We start from the raw sequence: 19,673 nt of genomic DNA, 5'->3' as shown, positions 1-19,673 counted from the left end.
TGCCGCATAGATTTAGTTTTGTTACTGTAATACTGTGACTGGATCCTGGTATTCAGTCTTTTTAAAATTTTTAATGGATACCGCCTGAATCCAAGCTACGGCATGACATCATGGTGGTTACCAAAGTCATGCAGGAATGACATCAACAAAATTATATAACATATATCTCTCCATAGAATAACCTTGCACTGCAAAAGAGCAAGCAAAAATTTTTATTATTTGATATATTACTAATAGCTTGCTATTATTTTTTACTATTAAAATATTAGTTATTAATATAAATGCTACTGCGAATAATATGCTTGTTTATTATTACAATATCTCCTCTGATAAGTTCTGCTGATAATTTTAAGAATGATAAAAATGTTAAGATAAGCAATATGATAGCCGACTTTATAGAGTATAACGAAAGTCAGGATTTGATATATGCTAAAGGTAGTATAAAAATTATCACGGATGTGTATTTATTAACGGCAGATAACTTACTTTATGATATAAAAAACGATATTTTATGGGCAGAAGGTAATATACGAATTAAGGATAAACAAAATAGAATAATAGAGGGTGATAAAGCAGTTTTAAAAGATGAATTTAAAAAGGGTATCATATCGGAATTCATTTTGCTTTCAGGTGATAATAATCTTTTAATTGCTAAACTTGCTGAAAGAATAGATGAAAATAATCTTAAGTTGCACCATGCCGCATTTACTCCTTGCGTTATTACTTGTAATAGAAACCCTATTTGGCAAATTGCTGCTAAGGACAGTTATATTCACTCTGAAGAGCATAGGGTAGTTTATAAAAATGTGTTTTTTGAAGTATATGGAGTACCGATTTTTTTCTTACCGTATTTTTTCCATCCGACTCCTACGGCTCCTGCAACTTCCGGATTATTAGTACCAGACGTAAAAAACAAAGGGTTTAGTATACCTCTATATCTACGTGTAAAACCTAATATCGATTTTACTCTTACTCCAAGAATTTTTAGTAAATATCAAACTTTTGAGCTAGAATTACGTTATCGCCCAAATAATAGCGATAATATGAATTTTCAAAGTAGTTATGGTAAATTACCCTATTTTATAGAAAAAGACGGAAGTATAGTAAAAAATAAAAAAGTTTCTTCTTATCATTATATAGCAAGCGGCAATTTTATTAGTACCGATAAAGTTTATGATTACCGTTTTAGGATAGAACGTACATCGGATAAAGCGTATTTGAAAAATTATTATAATAACTACGCTTCATATCTAACTTCTAAAATATTCTTAAATAAAATTCATGAGGCTGATTATTTTTCGGCAGCATGCTTAAGTTTTCAAGGCTTAGGTAGTAATGATAGTAAGTATACTAATCCGCTAGTATTACCGCAAATCAATACAAAAAATGTGATAAATTTAAATGATAGTGATAATAGTTTCATTGTTGTTGAAAATAATATGTTAATGTACAAAGAAAGAATAGGAAAACAACTTGCTAGAACTTCTTTGCAATTCTCTATTCTTCATAATTTTATCACTTCCTCAGGACAAATGTTTGATTTTGCCGCTAGGGATAGAGGTGATTTTTACCTTGCAAGACGAGTCTATTTAGATAAAACAAAAGACACTAAATCATTCCAAAGAAATATACCGGAATTACAAACTTTGTGGCGTTATCCGTTAGTAGCTAATATAACAAGAACGATAAATTTACTTATTGAGCCGGTAGTTTCTTTTACTATGGGACGTAAATTATCTAAGAAAGACAAAAAATTTGTTATAATTGATCCTGCTAAATATGAATTATCCGAAAAAAATATCTTTTTATCGAATCGTTATAGTGGTATTGATTGCCATGATTTCGGTAATAGACTAAGTTACGGCTTAAATACTAGTATTTCTAAAGAAGAAAATTATTTAAAATTATTTTTAGGACAATCCCGTAATACAAGATATAGTATAGATTTATCTGCTGATGATACAGAAAATGTCGGTCAAATCTTAGTGAGTATTTCTAATAATTTAGAATTGTTTTATGTGTTCCGAAAAAATAAATATTTCAGACCGATCAGAGATGAAGTAGGAGGAAATTTTAACTATAATAAAATTAACTTTCTAGGTAATTTTATTCAGCTTATAAATCTTAAAAAATATTATTCTGTAGAAAGTATAAAGGTTTCAAGTAATAGAGTGCGGCAATTTTATGGAGACATAAATTATCAGCTAGCACAAAATTGGATTGTAGGCTTTGGTGCACGTATTGATCTCTCTAAACGATCTCCAAATTTACTTACTCGAACTATTAGAGTGACATATGCTAAAGATTGTGTTAGAATTACTGCAAAGATTTATTCCGATTATTTAGCAGACGGAAGTAGAGGAATCAAAAAAACTACTTCTTCACCTACTATTTCCATCGGTTTAAAAGTATTAAACATGTAAGTTTCAAATGGCTAGAAAAAGTGCCATATGTTATTCTCGCGTAGGCGGGAATCTAGAAAAATGTGTTACCCCGTGACTTGAGCACTGGGTCTAGTCTTTATTTTTGTCTAGATACCGTAGTCAAGCCACGGTATGACAATCGGAAAGAGCTCGATTCCCGTTTTCATGGGAATGACATCGATCCATACAATAAAGTCCTTGATTATTTAACCTTTTATCGATAGTCAGGATGAAAATTGTTCTAACTATTGCATTATGTGAGTCTGAAAAAATATGAAAAAATTATTACTTATAATTGGTATCGTTTTTACTTTTAATGTAGCACAAGCTTCGCGACCGAATATAGTAGCATCTGTAAATGATGAACCTATTACTCTTAATGAGTTCCTGGCTAGAAAAAAAATGATTATCGCACTAAATAATGTTGAGAGTCTAACGCCTGCTCAAGATAAGCAGCTAAGTGACTTAGCAATCAAGAGCTTAATTGACGAATCTTTACTTTTTCAATATGCCGGAGATAGGGAAATCACGCAAGAAGAAATAGATAATGCTATTAAATCTATTGAAGATCGTAATAAAATGCCTCACGGCTCTCTTCTTCAGTATCTAAAAAGTAGATCGGTCAATCCTGGTAGTTTTATTGCTCAAATTAAATCTGAGTTGATTAAAATGAATATTTTGTCAAGCTTATCAAGGTCGGTGCAAGTAAGTAATAAAGAAATAGATGTCGCAATTTTATCTAGCGATCAAAAAGACGTAGAAATTTCAATGCAAGTATTTACATCTAAACATAGCGGCAATACAGCGTTTACGCAGATGAATAATTTAAAAAATCGATTAAAAAAATGCACCGACGTCAAACAATCGCTTTATGATAATTTTGCTACTATGCAAATTATTACCAATAAGCTTAGTAAAATAGAAGATGTACAACAAACTATTATAAAGGACTTAACTCCTAATAAAGCAAGTAATGTTTTTGAAGTAAATAACAAATTTGAAATAATATTAGTGTGCAGCAAAAAAATCCTAAATCTTAATGAAGATGAAAATAATTATGTAGTAAACTACCTAACCAATAAAAAGATTTCACAAAAAGCACAAAAAATATTTGAAAATATGCGTAAAAAGGCATCTATAAAAATAATGTTGCCGTCTTAATTGTTTTATGGTCAATGTCATTCGCACGAAAGCGGGAATCTAGAAAAATAACCTTAATAGGTACATATAGTATTTCTGATCAATACAACAAAACTATTTTTTTTGAGAACAACATCACTCTATGCTCCCTTCAATTGCAAAACATGCAGCCTTACATCACATTAATCCTCTTAAAAAGCACGGACAAAATTTTATTTTTGACAGTAGTTTATGTCATAAAATCGTACGTGTGAGTAATCTTGAAGAAAATAGCCGAGTCTTAGAAATAGGACCCGGCAGCGGAGGGTTAACTAGATCGATATTACAGAAAAATCCTGAATCTTTAACTGTTATAGAAACAGATGAGAGATTTATTCCATTACTCAATGAGATTAAAGAATATTATCCTAATCTAAATATTATTAAGCAGGATGCTCTTAAAATAAATTTAACTGATTTAGGCTATGATAAAGTCACTATAATTTCTAATTTACCGTATCATATAGGTACGGAATTAGTAATTAGATGGCTGAAAGAAGCACGGCTAATTACTAGTATGACACTAATGTTACAAAAGGAATTAGTAGAACGTATTTGTGCTATGCCGTCAACTAAAGCATATGGCAGGTTATCGGTAATATGTCAGTTAATAGCTAAAGTAGAAAAATGCTTTGAAGTAGCACCGACTGCTTTCTATCCACCTCCTAAAGTATATTCTGCCATAGTTAAACTAACACCTTTAGAAAATCTGCCGTCTATTGCTCTGATAACTAAGGTTGAGCAAATAACAAAACTTGCTTTTGCAGGACGACGTAAAATGATCAAATCTTCATTGAAGAATTTTGTACCTGTTAAAAATGAAGTACTAACTCAGCTGAACATCAATGATAATTATCGTGCTGAAAATCTTACTCCTCAAGATTATTTGATGATTGCTGCTTGTGAAATGTCATAACTCGAATTTAGGATAAGTAATTATAATTATCCTAAATTCGTATTTATAAGCTCACATCTTATTTAATTCAGCTTTATCTACTTTTTTTGCTTCTGCTTCTTGTTGTAATTTATACTCTGCTTTTTCTTCTATAAGAAATAACAAAAAGTTAAAAAGCTAGTTAAAATGATTGTAAACGTTATTAATATTAACTTAAGTTCTTTTTAGAGTTTTTAGCTTTTAATAGCTTTTCTTACTCTTCATCAATTATAAACTCAGGTAATATATTTGATTCTTCTTCTTTATTTTCCATACGTAAGTGCAATTAATGTATTTATCAAATATTTATCATGCTACTAAATAAAGTAAAGTAAATTTTAAAGTACTATGTTATTTTGTTTCTTGCTTTTAACTTTACCGTTTGCTCGGTGATATAGTTAAACCTATATATTCTATATATTACAACTACAACTATAAAAAATATTGTGATATATTATAACTTTTTTCTATCAATACACGGAAGTGTCTTAAGTTGCACTTCATTTTCTTATTTATCGTATCAAATGAAATGTCCTATTGATTATATAAAACAGTATCAGTTTCTTTACAATTTTATTTTTTGTAAAGAAATCATGCTTGGCTCAAGTACAAACAAGTTTAAAAAGAAGCGATAGTATTATTATCTATAGGCACATTTCTTGAATATTGTGACCTTATGCTCTTGTACAATGGCAGTACTTTTAAATCTAAAAGCTGATGCACATGTTGCAGCACTTTATACGGCTGCTGTTTTTTGTTCAATATATCTATTAAGACCTGTAGGAGCTTATAATATTTTGGTTGGGTAGGGGAATAATATCGGACGGAAAACTACTTAGTTATAACTATAGCCATGATGTTTTTATTTTTTGTAGTAATGGCTACTTTTTCTACGTATCCTTAAATAGGAGCAGCTGCTGCTTTTAATTACCATTTGTCAAATTGTACAAGGTATGTTGTATGGGGAAAATAATAGGTGCTGAACTTTATATTACTGAAATAACTTCACATCCTATACAATACCCAGCAGTGGCTATAATTTCAATTTTTACAGTTTTTAGAAGTTTTGTGGGGGCTATTGCTTATTATATTTTGCTACAAAATATGGTCTTAATTGGCGTATAGCTTTTTGGGGATAGGAGTAGTGATTACTATTGTAGGAGCGGTTGCTAGAACACATTTGAGAGAAACTCAAGAATTCATTGACGTAAAATGTCAATTGAAAAAATGAGAACAAGCTGTAGAAAAAGTTGAAGTGAATAAAAAAACAATTAGAAAATAGTGTAGTATGGAAAGAAAAAGTGAGTAATAGCCATTCATTAGCTGTATTGCATGTATGCTTTTATATTATCTAATGTCACCGTGGGAATATTATGAAAAATAATTTTAATTTTACCAGTGAACAAATTATTCATCAAAATTTTATTGTTTCAATATTTCAAATATTTAGTTTTATAATATGGAGTTATTGAAGTTATTATATCTATCCCTTAACTCTTTTAAGAGTTAATATAGTAATATTTGGCATAAAATATAATAACTACTTCTTTGATTTATTAATATTACAAATTATACTAATTCATTTTTTCTTAATTATTCAGCTGTTATACCTATACTTTTAAAGTATATCCAGTTTTTAAACGTTTTATGCCAGCCTTTTATATGCTTTATCGAGAACTTTTATGAGTATTCTTACTTAATTCAGTTTAATGTATTTTACCAAATATTTTGGTAACTTAGAAATATCAGTTATCACTATTCCTATAATATTGAGTGCAATGTAGGGGTGCCACATTTTTACAAGCTAGAGAAAAAAGCTAAAAATAAAAGGAAAATATGTTTTTCTAAAAATACATTTTGTTGTATTGGTTTAAAGTGAGATATACCTAAATTTGCGTTACATAATTCAATTAAGCGATGAGTTAAAACAGGAATTTCTCAATATGTAGCAAAGCTAATATACCATGTATTAGAGTTGCTTTTATTACTTTTTTAGGTGATTTAGCTCCTAAAGTCTGTATATTAAGACTCTATCAAAAAGTTTTATGAGTGCCATTTATATCTTTTTTGCTGAATTAATAAATTCAAGCTTTCTTCTGTACTGATTTTTCCTTAAGGTTTTACCCTAGTAACCCACTATACATGTCTTGCTAATTCTATTTTAAAAATTGTGGTGATCATTTCTGCAGTCAGTTCTATATCTTCTATAGTGTCATGAAGAAGTAGAGCAGTTTGTAGCTTAATAGCAGTGTAAAGGTTAGTAGGGCTTCATATGCTACAAATTCAACAAACATAATTGCCGACTCAATTGGATGTGAATATAATGGTAACCTGACTAATACATTTGTGAACCCATGATACTTGAGCGCGTAATAGATACCTTTTTTGATTTCCTCTATATCAACGGCATTTTTTACTTTAGTGTTTAGATATTCGAGTTTATCGAGTAGCTTTTTAGTGTAAACGCAAATTTCAAACTTTTATTTTCAAGAACTTAATATCTTCCATAAAAAAGAAAAAACTAAAAAATTAACAAATAATTTTTTAACTTTTGAAAGTAGTGACTTGTGCATTTTATTAATGGTACCCGCGGCCGGACTTGAACCGGCAAGAGCTTACGCTCCACGGATTTTAAGTCCGTTATGTCTACCATTCCATCACGCGGGCAGCTGTGAATATTAAGATTGCATTTGCTAAGTGGATAGCTTAATAAAAAAAATGAAAAAAAGCAAGTGTTTTTATTAGGTTCTGCACAGTAAATGTAAATATATTTTTATGTTAAATTATTGTTTAGTAAAAACTAATAAAATTTTTGTAGGAATAATTATTCCTATTTCAAAAAAATCTTATAATTTACAGCAAAAAGAGCCAAAATTAAATCTTTTTAGAAATCTCCATAGAGTCTAGGTTATATAGCATTAAATAAATATGAGATAGCACTATAATAATATGAAAAAGTTAAAGAATAAGCTCATTTTTACTATTATTTGTTAGATAATGAACTTAAATAGTGACAAAATAGTAATAATATGCTAGATTAGCTTCAGAAAGTAATACTTTCTCTTGCATGTTATTGACATGTTTATTGACAAATGCTGTAAGGTAAGGTAGTTTTACATAATGAATTTTTATCGGTTCTTATATTAAGTAAGGCTTAAAGTAAAATTTAAGTGTTAGTTATTATAAGTGCGAGTTGAGTTCAAATAAGTAATTTCTATCTAATAAAGGTTTTTATGGCTACAAATATAGTAGGTAAAGTTAAGTGGTATAATTCTACGAAGAATTTTGGATTTATTGAGCAGGAACACGGCGGCAAAGATGTGTTTGTACACAAATCAGCTGTAGATGCAGCAGGTTTATATAGCCTTGAGGAAGGACAAGGTGTAATTTTTGATCTTGAAGAAAAGCAAGGAAAAGCCTATGCTGTGAACCTCAGAATTAAATAAATGTATTTATAATACCAAAATCAGCTATCCAAAATTTTTTATAATTTATTTTACAAGTTTAGGGTAGTCTAGTCATCTTTATCAAAATAGTAAATATTTTGTTTTGTCTTATAATAACCTATATAATTTTAAGTATAATAAATTATTTTTACTAGAGGGCATGAAAATGCCCTAAATCTAATGATATTATTCTGGCTTGAATAAGATTCTAAAATAGTTACATTATTTATTAAATCGTTTTATATATTTAGTGGGTGTTTTGTAATCTAGTTAAGCATATTTTTTAATTCAGGATAATTATGTAAGTCATATTTTAATTTATTATAACTTATTGTTTATACAATAGACCTCTTGCATAACTTATCTTATAAAGGGAATACGATACTTCTACTTGACGCATTGTACATGTACATAGTTAAGTTTGTGAGGATAAGAGGGCAGAGTTGATGTCTTAATTATCTTTAGAAATGGGTTATGTAATAGTTCTCATCAATAATGTGCATATTTTGAAAAACTATATTGGATTATATAATGAAAAACTTTAATTTATCTGAAGAATTAATTATTGCTCTTGAGACAATGAATATAACTGAGCCGACTGAAATACAAAAGCAATCGATTCCGATTGCGATGATAGGTTCGGATATACTTGCTTCTAGTCAGACAGGTTCAGGGAAAACCCTTGCTTATTTATTACCGGTAATTGATTCATTTATTAAAAATAAAACTACTGCTTTAATTCTTGTTCCAACTCGAGAATTAGCAACACAAATATACAGTACTTTAAATAAAGTAACTAGATACTATAAAATTAATAGTGCAGTTTTGATAGGCGGTGAACCAATGCCTAAACAATTTATGCAATTAAAAAAGAATCCGAAAGTGATTATCGGTACCCCGGGGCGTATTATCGATCACTTAAATAGGGGAAGTCTAAAAATTGATCGCATAGGCATAACCGTACTTGACGAAATGGATAGAATGCTTGATATGGGGATGAAAGAACAGTTAGAAGAAATCAATAAATTTTTACCGGAAAAAAGACAATTTTTAATGTTTTCTGCTACTATGCCAAAACATATTATTACTCTTTCTCAAAAATATCTAAATAATCCTGTACGTATTACGGTAGGTGCTAATAATAAAGCAGCTGCAGAAATAAAACAGGAATCAATACATATTGCTGATAAAGAAAAATTTAGTGAATTAACTAAACAACTTGATAATAGGGAAGGATCGGTAATTATTTTTGTGAAGACTAGACGCTCTGCCGATCAATTAGCTAATATGTTAAAATATGAGAATCATAAAGCGGAAGCTATACACGGTGATTTAAGTCAGCGTCAACGTGAAAGAGTGATTTTATCGTTTCGTAAGTCGAACCATAGAATAATGGTAGCAACTGATGTAGCTGCTAGAGGGCTTGATATTCCTCATACACAGCATGTTATTAATTATGATTTACCTATGTGTCCTGAAGATTATTTACATAGAATAGGTAGGACGGGTAGAGCAGGGGCTACCGGGCATGCTTTATCTTTTATTTCTCCTGAGGATGTTATTAGATGGCGTGCAATTGATCGTCTAGTGAATAAAGGAGAATCTACACCACGCAGTGAGTTTAGAAATGGTAAAAATAATCGTAAAAGATCATTTAGTACAAGGGCTGATAGTGATAGCAAAAAGTTTAATTCATTTGATAATAACCGAAAAAAAACTTTTGACGGTAACAGTTACGGTAATAAAAGAAAGAAAGTTTCATAGTTTGTAGGATGTATTTGTATGGCTCTGATGTTATTCCTGAGAAAGCATGAATCCAGTAAAACATATAAAAACTCGTTTTTTATATGTTTATTTTACTATTTGTAGTAATATTCAGGGTATTTTTTCTAGATTTCTGCTTTGGAATAACCTAGATTTTATAAGGATGAAATCACATCCTTTTATATAAGGAGGACAAATTCATAAATTGAAATTTCTCACGATTTCAATATATATCTAATATTTTCTTTATATTAATAATTTTTTCCCGGAGGTTTAATTTATTTATTTCCCGGTTCAACCCTTTCTTTTTGGCTTTAAGAATTCAGTTGAAATCCCTATAGGGCTTTAGTTTAGTTAATTTTATTCATATATTTAAATTTTTATGTGTAGCTGTACTTGAAAAAGTAAGTTTTGCTCTGAAGTAAGTGAGGATATAAATATTGCTTGCTTTGGTTAGTTGCATTTTTTGTATATATGTTTTAACAAATTTTAACCCTAACACTTATTTTATACCATTTGCTTTATGTTTAGTAGCTGTAGTATTTTTCTTCTATTTATGATATGTTACTTTAATCATTGCAGACGTTACTAATTACAAATAAAAATTGGGGCATAAGTGAGATGCAGCTTGTACTACTACAGGTTTTAGTATAGCTATACTTATAGCGTGTTCAGGAGCATTATATTTATCAACTATCATATCTTGGCAATATGTTTATCATGCTATGGCAATTTTATGTATACCATCATTACTTAATTATAATCTATCCGCTTAAATTTAAATATATCATTGTTAATAATTTTGATAGATTTTGGCATGCTTTTTATGACTTTATCAACCAATCTAAATGGCTAATAATTGTGCTGCTTATAAGTTGGAGGCTTTATACAGATTTTATATCGACTATATGACTATTCCTATATATAAAAGGGTACTAATTTATCATGCTTTATCTATCCTCTCTTTTTTATTTCTCTATTTTTATAGTCAAAATATTATAAGCCTTTACTTGTCAGTATTTTTCTAAGAGTTTACTGAATGGTCGACTATGTCGCTATTTTTCCTATCAATTAAGATGTGTTGTAGTTCTAAATATTGTATAACCCAAATTGCTTTAATTACCTCTATTGCTTTTAGTACTATACTGCTTGGTAGTATTTCAGGTTTATGCAGCTGTTTATTTAGGTTAGACTTATTTTTTTGTTGTATCAGGGTTTTGTTTCAATCTTATATATTAATTAGATATTTACCTCAATCGTAGATTATTCTATAATAGTTAAAAAATTTATTCATGTGCTTTAATTATGTTTATTCAAACTGAAGATACTCCAAATCCCGATGCAATAAAATTTTTCCCTGGACAGGAAATAAATAGTGAAGGGCCTATATTTTTTAGTGAGCTTGCTGAAGTAAAAGGCAAAAGCAAACTTGCAGAATCGCTATTTCATATTAATAATGTAAAATCAGTGTTTTTCGGTAGTGATTTTATAACAGTAACTAAACAACCTGAAAGTAATTGGCAAGTTATAAAGCCTGAAATTTTAATGGTTATTATGGATCATTTTGTTTCAGGATTTCCGGTATTTGAAGAAAGCACAAAAGCAGATAATGTACAGCATAACCTTGATGGGCTTTTAGAAATAGAGAAACAAATCATAGAAATTATTGAAACTAGAGTTCGTCCTTCTGTTGCTCAAGACGGTGGTGACATAATATATAAATGCTTTGAAAACGGTGTAGTGAAATTAGTTCTTCGTGGTGCATGCCTTGGATGTCCAAGTTCTACGATTACCTTAAAAAATGGTATTGAATCGATGCTTAAACATTTTGTGCCGGAAGTGCAAGCAGTTGAAGCTGTAGGGGAAGATTTCTAGTAAGTTGGTATTGCTAACTATAAGAATTGAACGTCATTGCGAGGAAGTTTTGACGAAGCAACTCAGTAAAAATTCTGATTTACAGAATTTTATTATTTTTCTGGATTACCATGCTCCTTTCAGTTGCTTAGCTCATGACGATATCTATACTTAGTTAGCAATGCTATATAGGAGATTAAATTTTTTTGAAGAATAGTATAAATTACTATTGTAGAATTAATTGTTTTATCGTGATTCCAAATAACATAATGTAGTTCAATATCTTTTGGAGCATATACTAACAATTGGTCGTTTGCTATTATATCTTATAAATGTTTTATCGCCTAAAAATACACTTGTCGGTTGTATTGTTGCCTTTAAGTTTGGGTATGCCATTATTGTACTAGCAGTCTGATCGCTCACCTGATTGATGACATAATAATGATATCCCAATCCTTCTAAGACTTTTGTTTCCAGCTTACCACCGAACCAAACATTTTTACAATCTTGCATTGCGTTTTTTGTTGCTTGCAATTCTACTTTTAGCTTTTCTTCATTCGACTCGATAAGTAAATGAATTATATATCGCTTTTGATCATTGCCGGTATGGGAGGAATATCTTGATAAGAAATAATATAATTTTACTTGGCATATGGTTATTTGTTTAATTAAAATCCATTATTTCACCTAAAGGAGTTATATAATGAAGAATTTATTTTGCCACGGCTATATCAGCACTAAAGCCTTCACTACAGTCAACGTTACCATTTTTGTTTATTTTTATACTTAAAAATAATATAACATTTTCAAATTTATTTTCTTTTAATATAGGCTGATTATTTTCACTAAAAACTTTCATAGCAAGTTTTGCATTATTAGGTAATATAAAAAATATACTTCTGATCCTTTATTAGATTCAAAAAAATTACACTTATTATAAGCACCAATAAAGTATTAAATACATTTATAGTAACTTGTTCTTCAAGGTTTATCCTTTTAGGAAATATAAAAACATAATTATTGTGATTATTTAATTCGGTGAAATCTAATCTGGTATAATATGTTACTCAGTCAATGTCTTAAATATTTACAGGTTTATCTTCCAATGTTTCTTCAAATAAACCTTCCCATAGCTCTTACAGTTCTTATAAAAAACTTTAAATCTTTTTGATCATATAAAGATAAATCATGAATATGACATTTAAATGTTTTATCTATTCTAATGCCGTTTCTTTCTTAAAAAAGCCGGTATGTCATGAATATCAGACTCTTTATTATCTTGATCTAGCGTACTAACAACAACATTTTTGCGTTCTAAAGTTTGATTATGTGAAGTACGCAGAGAACCCCATATTTTTCCTAAAAATGATGGTTTTGGTAACGCCTCTTCAGATTTGTTGAAAGTGTTTACATGTAATCCTAGTTCATGTTCATTTCCAATAAAATTTTTATTTATTGGAGAATCGGTAATTTCAATATTTTCGGTACTGTAGCTGTTAAAATCAGGGATTTCTTCTATTTGAGTAGGTTGTGCTATAACTTTGTTATATGCTTCTTCAGCAACTGTATTGGTAGTTTTAGCTATTGCAGGTTTATATGTCGGTACTTTATCGGCATCAATGCCGGTAGCAACTACTGATACTCTGATAATCCCTTTTAGTTCTGGATTAAATGTTGAACCGAAAATAATATTAGCATCCGGGTTGTCGACTTCTTCTCTAATTCTATTAGCAGCATTGTCAACTTCAAATAAGGTCATATCAGCACTGCCGGTAATATTAATTAATACTCCTCTTGCACCGCACATTGAGCTATGATCCAGTAAAGGATTTGAAATTGCAGATTCTGCTGCTTTAATTGCCCTATCTTCGCCGCTAGCTTCACCCGTACCCATCATTGCTTTACCCATTTCACTCATTACTGCTTTAATATCAGCAAAATCAAGATTAATAAGTCCGGGCATAATCATTAAATCTGTTACACCTCTAACACCTGCATGTAATACATCATCTGCCATTTTAAACGCATCGGTAAACGTCGTTTGTTCGTTGGCAATACGAAATAAATTTTGGTTTGGTATTACAATTAAAGTGTCAACGAATTGCTGTAATTCAATAAGCCCTTTATCGGCAGTTTTCATACGATGACCACCTTCAAAGTAGAAAGGTTTAGTTACTACTCCGACCGTAAGGATGCCTAGTTCTTTAGCAATGCGTGCAATAACCGGTGCAGAACCGGTACCTGTCCCACCTCCCATACCTGCTGTAATAAATACCATATTGCTATTTTCTAGGTAACTATGGATTTCATTTTCTGATTCTTGTGCAGCGAGTGCTCCGATCTCAGGAGAAGCTCCTGCCCCAAGACCTCTAGTCGTAGAAATACCAAGTTGTATTTTGTTCGTACATAAAGAATGCTCAAGCGATTGTGCATCGGTATTAGCTACTACAAAATTAGCACCTTGCAGATTAGTACTAATCATATTATTTACCGCATTACTACCTGCACCTCCAACGCCGAAAACCGTAATAGTCGGCTTTAATACTATATTTTCAGGAGCTTTTATATTTAAAACCATGATAATTTATTTATATAATTTATGTTTAAGTATAATAAAAGATTTTAAAATTTCCATAGTCTTTTATGAAAAATGCGTATTATTTTTTTCTAATAGCAGAATGTCGTTATTATGATATGCTTTGGTTAATGCTTTATTGTTATAGCTATGGGCAGTCCTTCATACATTAAATAAGTTGTATCATATATAGTAAGATTGTTGCTTCTTGCAGCTTGTGTAATGTCATGTATGGAAAAATTAAAATTTTATATGTTAAGAGGTAGAGCATTATATAAATCTATAAATTTAACGGTATCGGCTACATATAATCTATTATGTTTTTCTAATACTAAGTATATTAGTTATTTCAAGTTTCCAAAGATATGGTACTGTAGCTCCATGCTTCATACAATAATTATAATGTCTTGCCTTTACTAAATTCAGCAAATTTTGAGGTCTTTCTGTTATAGACATCAGTTTGGCAATTGGCATATTATACTTCCAGATAGTCATTTATTTGTCATCTCGTACACATTGTATTAGGTTTGAGAATGGGTTTGTGCTTCAAATAAATTGATTGGGTTAGGTATATGTTGTATTATATATAATATACTTAAGTTGAAAAATTGGCTATGTCGTCTTTGTAAGTCCTCAGATGCTCAATTGAGTATACGCTTGACTCTTCAGCTTACAGATGCCTTGCTCTGTTCCAAGTTGAACTTCATATCTAACTCTTCATTTCAGAAGAGTATACACAAAATAAACTAGTTTAATACTAGTCTATATTATAATATAATGTAAAGATAAAGAGAATTTAGTATTGCCCAACCATTTTTTCAGGCACTACTATTTTGTCAAATTCTTCTTCCGATAAAAAATTGAGTTTTTTAGCAGCTTCTTTTAAAGTTATTCCATGTTTATGTGCTTCTTTAGCTATTTTTGCAGCATTATCGTAGCCGATATGTGGATTAAGAGCTGTAACAAGCATTAGAGATTGATTACGTAAATCATTAATACGTGCTATGTTAGGTTCTAAACCTTTAATACAGTGAGTAACAAAGCTATTGATGCTATCGGATAGTAGCTCAATAGATTGTAGGATATTATATATTATTACGGGTTTAAATACGTTAAGTTCAAGCTGTCCGTTTGAGCCGGCAATAGTAACCGTAACATGATTCCCCATCACCTGACTGCAAACCATTGTTAAAGCTTCGACTTGCGTAGGGTTTACTTTACCTGGCATGATTGAAGAACCAGGCTCATTCTCAGGTAAATGCAGCTCACCAAGACCACATCTTGGACCGGAACCAAGCAGCCTTATATCATTTGCTATTTTCATTAAGCTAACTGCTATAGTATTAAGAGTCCCCGAAAATTCTACTAGTGCGTCGTGGGCAGCTAGGCTTTCAAATTTGTTAGGAGCTGCCTTAAAAGGTTGTTTGGTAAACTCTGCTACTTTCTCAGCAAATTTTATATCGAATCCTATCCGTGAGTTAATACCTGTACCGACTGCCGTTCCTCCTTGCGCAAGTAGATAAACTTTTTTTAATGCATCCTCTATGCGTTCTAAAGCATACTCTATTTGTGTAATATATCCGGAGAATTCTTGTTGAAGAGTTAAAGGAGTAGCATCCTGCAAGTGTGTACGTCCTATTTTTATAATTTTATCCCAATCTTTTGACTTGTCTTGCAAAGAGGTAAGTAAATTATTCAAAGCCGGTATCAGTTGCTGCTTAGTTGCAAGTACGGTTGCTATATTCATACCAGTGGGAAAAGAGTCGTTGGATGATTGTCCTTTATTAACATGATCGTTAGGATGTACCGGAGATTTACCGCCTTTCTTGCCTGTTAATTCTTCATTGGCAATAGAGGCAATAACCTCGTTCATATTCATGTTTGTTTGTGTACCTGAACCTGTTTGCCAAACTCCTAAAGGAAAATTATCATTAAATTCACCACTTAGAATTCTAGTCGTGGCTTTATCAATACTTGTAGCGATTTTAGCTTCTAAATCACCAAACTCATGATTAACCTGTGCTGCACATTTTTTTAAAATAGTAAGAGCACGAATTAAAATTTCAGGCATTTTTTGCCTGCCTATTTTAAAATTTTCTAAAGATCTTTGAGTTTGAGCCCCCCAATAATATTTTTCTTCTATTTGAATTTCTCCAAAAGAATCGCTTTCGGTTCTATAATTTTTCATAAATTGTTAAATTATTATATAATTATCTATTTTGTTCATAAAATGATCACTTACTGCATTTAATCTAATTGCTTGGCTAATTTAGTAATAATATAATTTATCTTTTAAAAACACTTTTTAGATTCTTGGCAATAAATACTAATGTGCTTTCTATCATTCTATCATAAGATTACGATTAAAACTATAAATTTTTGCCAATGTTCGTTATATTTAGGTTTGGAAGATTCGATATAATTGGAATATATAGGTTTAGTAATTATTGCTTTACCCTTATATATATCAAATATAGTATTATTAATTAATCTTTCATTTTTAAGATTGTTGATTACTTTATTAAAAAATTGTTTATATATCCTGTGTTATCTCTTCTTCTGCAAATTCGTTTATAAATATTTCTAATTGTTTTTCAAAACTCTCGATAATTTGTTTATTTGCTTGCCTTTTCATAACTTTGCTCTCATATTAATTGATATAACTAAGTTATGATTTAAAATTTAGCTTCTTGTGTGTGGAAAATTAAATTAATCTATTTTTGTTCTTTTTTGCCACAAATTATAAGATTTTGTTAAAATAGGAATAACTATTTCAGAAAAAATCTTATTAATTTTTTCATAGAACCTAGTTCCTTAAGTAGAATAAATATTTATTATCGAAGTAAACAAAAAACAATATTTGATTTATTAAAAAGATTTTTAGATGTAATATCTAATATAATAAGTGAAAAATTATAGAAGCGGCATTTGATACGTTAAGACTTTCTACTCTCTTAGAAATAGGGATTTTTGCTAAATAATCACATGTTTTTTCAACTAATTTTCGCATGCCTTTATCTTCCGAACCAAATACTAGTGCTATTTTATTGGTAATGAATTTATTGGTAAAGTAGTCATTTGCAGAACCTGTTAGACCTATAATCCAAAAGCCGTGTTTTTTAAGATAATTCATACATGAGCGTAAGTTAGTAACTTTAATGATAGGTATTAATTCTAAAGTACCGCACGCCGCTTTAGCTATGCCACCGCTTTCATTTGGCGCATTATCTTGAGGTAATAGTATAGCATTTATATCAAAAGCAGCAGCACTGCGAATAATTGCTCCAATATTTTGTGTGTCTGTTATTTGATCAAGAATTGTAATTTTACATTTTGGGTTTTTTATATCTATGTCCTCTAGATTGTAAGAAAAAATTGGTCTAACTTTTGCGGCTATTCCTTGATGTGTTTGATTTTCTAGTAATTTAGATAAAATATCGTTATTAACAATTTCATAAGATCTAGTACCTATTAATTTTTTGTTTGCATCAAAAATTTCCCTAGTACATAAAACATTTTCAATTTGACGTTTTGGATTGTTTAGAGCAGAAAATACAGGATGTTTCCCATACATATAATAACAATTTTTAGAATCAAGTTTTTTATTTTGCATCTTATTGAAAACCTTTAGTAATTTGTTCTTGACAGAAACTACTATTTATTATAGAAAGTTACAACTAAATAAATGTGCAAGCTGCTATATTGTTTATTTGATGATTCGGCAAGAAGTTTTATTAAGTCCTAATACTAATTAATATTGTATTTTACAGTGCATTATAGTCTATATTAATACAGTAAAGTTCTTTAGGAGGGGTGGCCGAGTGGTCAATGGCAGCAGACTGTAAATCTGCCCGCATAAGCGTTCGAAGGTTCGAATCCTTCTCCCTCCACCACTTAAATGGTTCAGGGAAGCATATCATTTTATTTTAAAGAATTTCATGTATATATGTTTAATTTTATTTAAAAATAAAACATAATTGTGTATATTTATAAATCTGAATAAAGTTGATATAGCACTGCTAACAAAATAGCTTTGAAGTTATTTTATTAACAGTGCCACAATGCGGGTGTAACTCAATGGTAGAGTTCCAGCCTTCCAAGCTGGTTGTGTGGGTTCGATTCCCATCACCCGCTCCAGAGAGAGTGGTAACAAATAAATTTAGCAAAAAATGCACTTATAAAAAATTAACTTGTATTAAATCTAAAAAATTGTAGAGAGTGATAATATGGCAAAAGCAAAATTTGAACGAACTAAACCGCACGTTAATATAGGTACGATCGGTCACGTAGACCATGGTAAAACTTCCTTAACGGCAGCAATAACTATAGTACTTGCTAAGACAGGTGGAGCACAAGCTACAGCGTATGATCAAATTGATGCTGCGCCTGAAGAAAAAGAAAGAGGTATAACTATTTCTACTGCACACGTAGAATATGAGACTAAAAATAGACACTATGCACACGTAGACTGTCCGGGACACGCTGACTATGTAAAGAACATGATCACAGGTGCTGCTCAAATGGACGGTGCAATATTAGTAGTATCTGCTGCTGATGGTCCTATGCCTCAAACAAGAGAACATATATTACTAGCAAAACAGGTAGGTGTACCTGCTATGGTAGTATTCTTAAATAAAGTAGATATGGTGGATGATCCTGATCTATTAGAACTAGTAGAGATGGAAGTAAGGGAATTATTATCAAAATATGGTTTCCCAGGTGATGAAATACCTATTATTAAAGGTTCTGCACTTCAAGCTTTAGAAGGCAAACCTGAAGGTGAAAAAGCTATTAATGAGTTAATGGATGCAGTAGATAGCTATATACCGCAGCCTGTAAGAGCTACGGATAAGCCTTTCTTAATGCCGATAGAGGATGTGTTCTCTATTTCAGGCAGAGGTACTGTTGTAACCGGTAGAGTAGAGTCAGGAATAATTAAGGTAGGTGAGGAAATTGAAATAGTTGGTCTAAAAGATACACAGAAAACTACCTGTACCGGTGTAGAAATGTTCAGAAAATTGCTTGATGAAGGGCAAGCCGGAGATAATATCGGTGTATTACTACGTGGTACAAAAAGAGAAGAAGTTGAAAGAGGGCAAGTTCTTGCAAAACCGGGTAGCATAAAACCGCATGATAAGTTTGAAGCTGAAGTATATGTGCTTAGTAAAGAAGAAGGTGGACGTCATACCCCATTTACTAATGACTATCGTCCGCAGTTCTATTTTAGAACAACAGACGTTACCGGTACAATAAAATTGCCTGCTGATAAGCAGATGGTTATGCCTGGAGATAATGCTACTTTTACAGTGGAATTAATTAAACCAATTGCTATGCAGGAAGGGTTAAAATTCTCTATACGTGAAGGTGGTAGAACAGTGGGTGCCGGCGTAGTAACTAAAATAAATAATTAATTGATTTTATAAATACCTATTATTTTAATAATAGGTATTTATATTTTAAGATGTCTATTAAACATCTTGCTGTTTAAAACATAGGTT

The 19,673-nt window shown here is 30.7% G+C and carries 12 protein-coding genes, 3 tRNA genes and 5 pseudogenes; 11 read left to right on the top strand and 9 right to left on the bottom strand.

The features are described from left to right. Positions 1-126 precede the first annotated feature (126 nt). Positions 127-319: pseudogene (locus A1E_RS06945) on the bottom strand (hypothetical protein). Between A1E_RS06945 and A1E_RS04010 the strand changes: the two are divergent. From A1E_RS04010 to rsmA, 3 genes are all read left to right on the top strand, one after another. Further along, positions 282-2,423 carry an LPS-assembly protein LptD gene (locus tag A1E_RS04010; protein WP_041405252.1) on the top strand — a complete coding sequence of 714 codons (2,142 nt, stop codon included), beginning with the start codon at positions 282-284 and terminating at the stop codon, positions 2,421-2,423. The pseudogene A1E_RS06945 and the gene A1E_RS04010 sit on opposite strands and share 38 nt — an antisense overlap. A 273-nt stretch (positions 2,424-2,696) precedes the next feature. Next, a complete protein-coding gene (locus tag A1E_RS04005) occupies positions 2,697-3,584 on the top strand; it encodes a SurA N-terminal domain-containing protein (RefSeq protein ID WP_012149012.1) in 888 nt (295 codons plus the stop codon). 121 nt (positions 3,585-3,705) lie between these two features. Continuing rightward, on the top strand, positions 3,706-4,518 hold the full coding sequence (rsmA, locus tag A1E_RS04000; RefSeq protein ID WP_012149011.1) for a 16S rRNA (adenine(1518)-N(6)/adenine(1519)-N(6))-dimethyltransferase RsmA: 813 nt from the start codon (positions 3,706-3,708) through the stop codon (positions 4,516-4,518). Positions 4,519-4,569: 51 nt separating this feature from the next. Here rsmA and A1E_RS06940 read toward each other — a convergent pair. Then, positions 4,570-4,810: pseudogene (locus A1E_RS06940) on the bottom strand (hypothetical protein). 686 nt (positions 4,811-5,496) lie between these two features. Here A1E_RS06940 and A1E_RS05110 point away from each other — a divergent pair. Beyond that, on the top strand, positions 5,497-5,661 hold the full coding sequence (locus A1E_RS05110) for a hypothetical protein (protein WP_012149008.1): 165 nt from the start codon (positions 5,497-5,499) through the stop codon (positions 5,659-5,661). Positions 5,662-7,117: 1,456 nt separating this feature from the next. Here the strand turns inward: A1E_RS05110 and A1E_RS03990 are convergent. Further along, positions 7,118-7,203 (bottom strand) — tRNA-Leu (locus tag A1E_RS03990). Between the two features lie 566 nt (positions 7,204-7,769). Between A1E_RS03990 and A1E_RS03985 the strand changes: the two genes are divergently transcribed. The 4 genes and pseudogenes from A1E_RS03985 to A1E_RS03975 all read left to right on the top strand — a co-directional run bounded on the left by A1E_RS03985 (position 7,770) and on the right by A1E_RS03975 (position 11,621). After that, positions 7,770-7,982: a cold-shock protein gene (locus A1E_RS03985; protein WP_012149006.1), complete on the top strand. Its 213-nt coding sequence runs from the start codon at positions 7,770-7,772 to the stop codon at positions 7,980-7,982. Between the two features lie 531 nt (positions 7,983-8,513). Then, positions 8,514-9,746, top strand: a complete 1,233-nt coding sequence (locus A1E_RS03980) for a DEAD/DEAH box helicase (RefSeq protein WP_012149005.1) — start codon at positions 8,514-8,516, stop codon at positions 9,744-9,746. Between the two features lie 230 nt (positions 9,747-9,976). Beyond that, a pseudogene (locus A1E_RS07490) lies at positions 9,977-11,008 on the top strand (MFS transporter). Between the two features lie 43 nt (positions 11,009-11,051). Beyond that, entirely contained in the window at positions 11,052-11,621 is a 570-nt protein-coding gene (locus tag A1E_RS03975; protein WP_012149004.1) for a NifU family protein, read from the top strand. A 255-nt stretch (positions 11,622-11,876) separates the two neighbouring features. Here the strand turns inward: A1E_RS03975 and A1E_RS06935 are convergent, their stop codons facing one another. From A1E_RS06935 to rlmB, 6 genes and pseudogenes are all read right to left on the bottom strand, one after another. Then, positions 11,877-12,167, bottom strand: coding sequence for an ecotin family protein (locus A1E_RS06935; RefSeq protein WP_231259278.1), 291 nt, complete (start codon positions 12,165-12,167; stop codon positions 11,877-11,879). 97 nt (positions 12,168-12,264) lie between these two features. Beyond that, positions 12,265-12,631, bottom strand: a pseudogene (locus A1E_RS03965) (hypothetical protein); the annotation flags it as partial. Between the two features lie 188 nt (positions 12,632-12,819). Continuing rightward, complete coding sequence (gene ftsZ / locus A1E_RS03960) at positions 12,820-14,178, bottom strand: cell division protein FtsZ (RefSeq protein ID WP_012149001.1); 1,359 nt, start codon at positions 14,176-14,178, stop codon at positions 12,820-12,822. A gap of 793 nt (positions 14,179-14,971) precedes the next feature. Continuing rightward, complete coding sequence (fumC, locus tag A1E_RS03950) at positions 14,972-16,363, bottom strand: class II fumarate hydratase (protein WP_012148999.1); 1,392 nt, start codon at positions 16,361-16,363, stop codon at positions 14,972-14,974. Beyond that, positions 16,360-16,810, bottom strand: a pseudogene (locus A1E_RS03945) (hypothetical protein). Before A1E_RS03945 ends, fumC begins: the two are co-directional and overlap by 4 nt. Before the next feature lie 258 nt (positions 16,811-17,068). After that, positions 17,069-17,788, bottom strand: coding sequence for a 23S rRNA (guanosine(2251)-2'-O)-methyltransferase RlmB (gene rlmB / locus A1E_RS03940; protein WP_012148997.1), 720 nt, complete (start codon positions 17,786-17,788; stop codon positions 17,069-17,071). Between the two features lie 194 nt (positions 17,789-17,982). On the opposite strand from rlmB, the gene A1E_RS03935 reads away from it, so the two are divergent. From A1E_RS03935 to tuf, 3 genes are all read left to right on the top strand, one after another. Next, positions 17,983-18,068: transfer RNA gene (locus A1E_RS03935), tRNA-Tyr, on the top strand. 170 nt (positions 18,069-18,238) lie between these two features. Continuing rightward, positions 18,239-18,312: transfer RNA gene (locus A1E_RS03930), tRNA-Gly, on the top strand. An 89-nt stretch (positions 18,313-18,401) separates the two neighbouring features. Beyond that, positions 18,402-19,586 (top strand): elongation factor Tu, encoded by a 1,185-nt coding sequence (tuf, locus tag A1E_RS03925; protein ID WP_012148996.1) that lies wholly within the window; start codon positions 18,402-18,404, stop codon positions 19,584-19,586. The last annotated feature ends 87 nt before the right edge of the window (positions 19,587-19,673 follow it).

This window comes from Rickettsia canadensis str. McKiel (assembly GCF_000014345.1).
In the GTDB taxonomy this organism is placed as follows: domain Bacteria; phylum Pseudomonadota; class Alphaproteobacteria; order Rickettsiales; family Rickettsiaceae; genus Rickettsia; species Rickettsia canadensis.
This window is presented reverse-complemented; position numbering and strand designations above follow the sequence as displayed.

Coding starts and splice junctions, on each gene's coding strand:
- A1E_RS04005 (WP_012149012.1), top strand. CDS start 2,697: ATGAAAAAATTATTACTTATAATTGGTATCGTTTTTACTTTTAATGTA.
- A1E_RS03980 (WP_012149005.1), top strand. CDS start 8,514: ATGAAAAACTTTAATTTATCTGAAGAATTAATTATTGCTCTTGAGACA.
- fumC (WP_012148999.1), bottom strand. CDS start 16,363: ATGAAAAATTATAGAACCGAAAGCGATTCTTTTGGAGAAATTCAAATA.
- A1E_RS03975 (WP_012149004.1), top strand. CDS start 11,052: ATGTTTATTCAAACTGAAGATACTCCAAATCCCGATGCAATAAAATTT.
- A1E_RS05110 (WP_012149008.1), top strand. CDS start 5,497: ATGGGGAAAATAATAGGTGCTGAACTTTATATTACTGAAATAACTTCA.
- rsmA (WP_012149011.1), top strand. CDS start 3,706: ATGCTCCCTTCAATTGCAAAACATGCAGCCTTACATCACATTAATCCT.
- rlmB (WP_012148997.1), bottom strand. CDS start 17,788: ATGCAAAATAAAAAACTTGATTCTAAAAATTGTTATTATATGTATGGG.
- A1E_RS04010 (WP_041405252.1), top strand. CDS start 282: ATGCTACTGCGAATAATATGCTTGTTTATTATTACAATATCTCCTCTG.
- tuf (WP_012148996.1), top strand. CDS start 18,402: ATGGCAAAAGCAAAATTTGAACGAACTAAACCGCACGTTAATATAGGT.
- A1E_RS03985 (WP_012149006.1), top strand. CDS start 7,770: ATGGCTACAAATATAGTAGGTAAAGTTAAGTGGTATAATTCTACGAAG.
- ftsZ (WP_012149001.1), bottom strand. CDS start 14,178: ATGGTTTTAAATATAAAAGCTCCTGAAAATATAGTATTAAAGCCGACT.